Below are 2,666 nucleotides of genomic sequence, written 5' to 3' on the forward strand. Positions count from 1 at the left end.
CTTCATCGACAGCACGCAAGACAGCGTTGCCTGCATCACCTTGCAGCTGAAGGGACGGAGTCCATCCGTCGCAGCCGTGCGTTTCATTGGTCATGGAGCCAGCAAAAATTCCCGTAAACAACTCACCTTTGTGACCTTCACAAAGCAAGGAGAATCGCCTCTGAAATGCAGCACTGGAACCTGTCGCTTAGACGCCGCGTCCTGGCAAAGCACGGTCTCAAGCGTGGCCGAGGCATCCTTCAACTCCAATGGAATTGCAATGGGCTTACCCAAGGCTTGGGCCGCTAAAAAGGGAGAATGTAGCTTGAAAAACCGAGTTCTACGCTGCAGCGCTTTGCACTTCAATGGTGAGATTTACAAAGCTGAGGCCTATCTCTAAACTTAAAAACTCCTTTATTTGACCGCATTAAACAACGACAACCTGCATCATCAAGCAATCCAATTGCGCCCTCCCGAAGACATCTCAATTGAGAATCCTTATCCAAAATATAGCCAAAGATTAACTATTCTTTGAGCCTAAACCTGCTTTCTCTAAACTAAGAGAATCAGTAAAACCAGAAGAAATAATCCCGATAGGAATAGCGATCACAGCAATCCCAAACAATGCTGTCATAGCAGCAACAATCTTTCCCGCCGCAGTCTCCGGAGACACATCTCCGTAGCCAACAGTTGTGACGGTAATCACCGCCCACCAAAGACATCTAGGAATGGAGCCAAACTGCTCAGACTGAACACCTCCTTCAACTAAATACATCAAAGCACTGCTAATACTAATAACAACAGCCGAATAAATTGCGGAAATTTGCAGCTCCTCCTTCTTCGAAGTAATGGCACGATTGAAATGCCTCACGCTTTTCTGGAAACGCTTAGACCGGCCTACTCTTCCAATTCGTACAAGACGAATAATTCGAAGGAGGTAAAGCTCAGGAGTAATAAAACCAAGAATCGTTGGCGCAATTGCAACAAGATCAAGAATCGCCATGGGGGTGATCGCGAAGTCCAAAGCACCTCGCACTCCTTTACGAGCTCCAGCCCTTAAGGGCGCAATCCATAAACGAGAAAGATATTCTGCCAGGAACAAGATCGCCACAACCAGATCTAGTTTCGCCAAAAGATCAAGATGAGGCCCACGAATCACTGGCTCCGTAGCAAGAATCGCCAAAAGAATTGACAGGACAATCAAAGCCCCAATAGCCTTAACAACAAACGTACTTTTTCGACCACTTTGGTCTTCCCCAAGCAAAACAAGAAGCTTATTTCTAATATTTTTCACCCAATCTACCCATCAAAGTGCATTTATCTTGATGCCAAAAGCCCTTCATCGCCACCCAAGCGCAGACGCACTGCGCGCGAAAAGAAGCGGCCATGGACAACCGAACCTCAACCGACGGCATCCCGTAAGCACAAATACCCAGGAGCTCACGTAGAACAGCGTGGTCGCATGAGAACCACTCAGACAACGGAGATCTGGGAAGATGCCTCAAGGGGAGAGCAAGCGCAAGCTCCTTAAAAGCCCTTCAACAACAAGACCACGACTCATCTCAAATGAGACACACTCTGAGCAAAGAATTTGAGGATTTTGCGTAGCGTGGGGAGACGCAAAGCAATCAAAAAAGCTCTTTCGAGCCTGTTGAGATCAAAGGCGGCACCCAGATTCGAACTGGGGATAAAGGATTTGCAATCCTCTGCCTTACCACTTGGCCATGCCGCCGTTGAGGGAGCGTTAACTCCACTAGCGGATCGTATCAGCGAGGGTTCTGGTTCCTTGCTGCTCATCAGCAATGGTCACGGGGAAGACCTCATCGCCTTGAAGATCATCGAGGCGCTTCGAAACCAACGTCCGCAACTAACGCTGAAGGTGTTGCCGCTCGTTGGGAAAGGGGGAAGCTTCAGGACCGCCACGGAACAAGGCTGGGTTCAACAAATCGGACCCTCCGCGCCGCTGCCAAGCGGCGGCTTTAGCAATCAAAGTCTGCGGGGCCTCCTAGCGGATGTCATCGCCGGGCTACCCCTGCTCACTTGGCAGCAATGGCGATGCCTGCGCAAGCAACGGTTTCAGGTCGATGCTGTCCTTGCCGTGGGAGACCTGCTCCCGCTGTTGATGGCTTGGGGCTCGGGACGGCCCTTCGGCTTCGTCGGCACCCCGAAAAGCGATTACACGTGGCGTAGCGGCCCTGGACGCGACCTCAGCGACAAGTATCACGCCCTCAAGGGAAGCGAATGGGATCCATGGGAGTGGCTGCTCATGCGCCACAAACGCTGCCATTTGGTGGTCACCCGTGACCGTTTAACGGCTCGAGGGCTACGACGACATGGGGTCCGTGCCGAAGCCCCTGGCAATCCGATGATGGATGGACTGAGCAACGCAACCGCGCCTGCAAGTCTGAGTCGGTGCAGGCGCATCCTCTTGCTCTGCGGAAGCCGAATACCTGAAGCAGAACGGAACTTCAGCCGTTTGCTGCTTGGTTTGACACCGTTGCCCAGCGACCGACCAATTGCCGTGCTGGTCGCGCTTGGCAGCACTCCAGGCCTTCCAGCCCTTGGTGCAGAACTCAAGCGCCAGGGGTTTCGATCCAGTCCGCCACCGAGTGAGGCCTTGCAGGCAGGAGCCTGCTGGCTCAAGGGACATGTCCTTGTCCTCTTGGGACCTGGTCAGCTTGAACACT

The 2,666-nt window shown here is 52.3% G+C and carries 3 protein-coding genes and 1 tRNA gene; 2 read left to right on the forward strand and 2 right to left on the reverse strand.

Translation table 11 applies throughout. From position 1 onward, the window contains the following. On the forward strand, window positions 1–379 hold a 379-nt coding region (locus NCN04_RS10300), incomplete at its 5' end, for a hypothetical protein (protein WP_250396041.1). 120 nt (window positions 380–499) lie between these two features. On the opposite strand, the gene NCN04_RS10305 is transcribed toward NCN04_RS10300, so the two are convergent. Together NCN04_RS10305 and NCN04_RS10310 are read right to left on the reverse strand one after the other, a co-directional pair. Next, window positions 500–1,273 carry an ion transporter gene (locus NCN04_RS10305; protein WP_250396042.1) on the reverse strand — a complete coding sequence of 258 codons (774 nt, stop codon included), beginning with the start codon at window positions 1,271–1,273 and terminating at the stop codon, window positions 500–502. Window positions 1,274–1,640: 367 nt separating this feature from the next. Continuing rightward, window positions 1,641–1,711: transfer RNA gene (locus NCN04_RS10310), tRNA-Cys, on the reverse strand. Between the two features lie 54 nt (window positions 1,712–1,765). On the opposite strand from NCN04_RS10310, the gene NCN04_RS10315 reads away from it, so the two are divergent. Further along, on the forward strand, window positions 1,766–2,666 hold a 901-nt coding region (locus NCN04_RS10315; protein WP_250396043.1), incomplete at its 3' end, for a lipid-A-disaccharide synthase-related protein.

It is taken from the genome of Synechococcus sp. MU1655 (assembly GCF_023630655.1).
GTDB lineage: Bacteria > Cyanobacteriota > Cyanobacteriia > PCC-6307 > Cyanobiaceae > Synechococcus_C.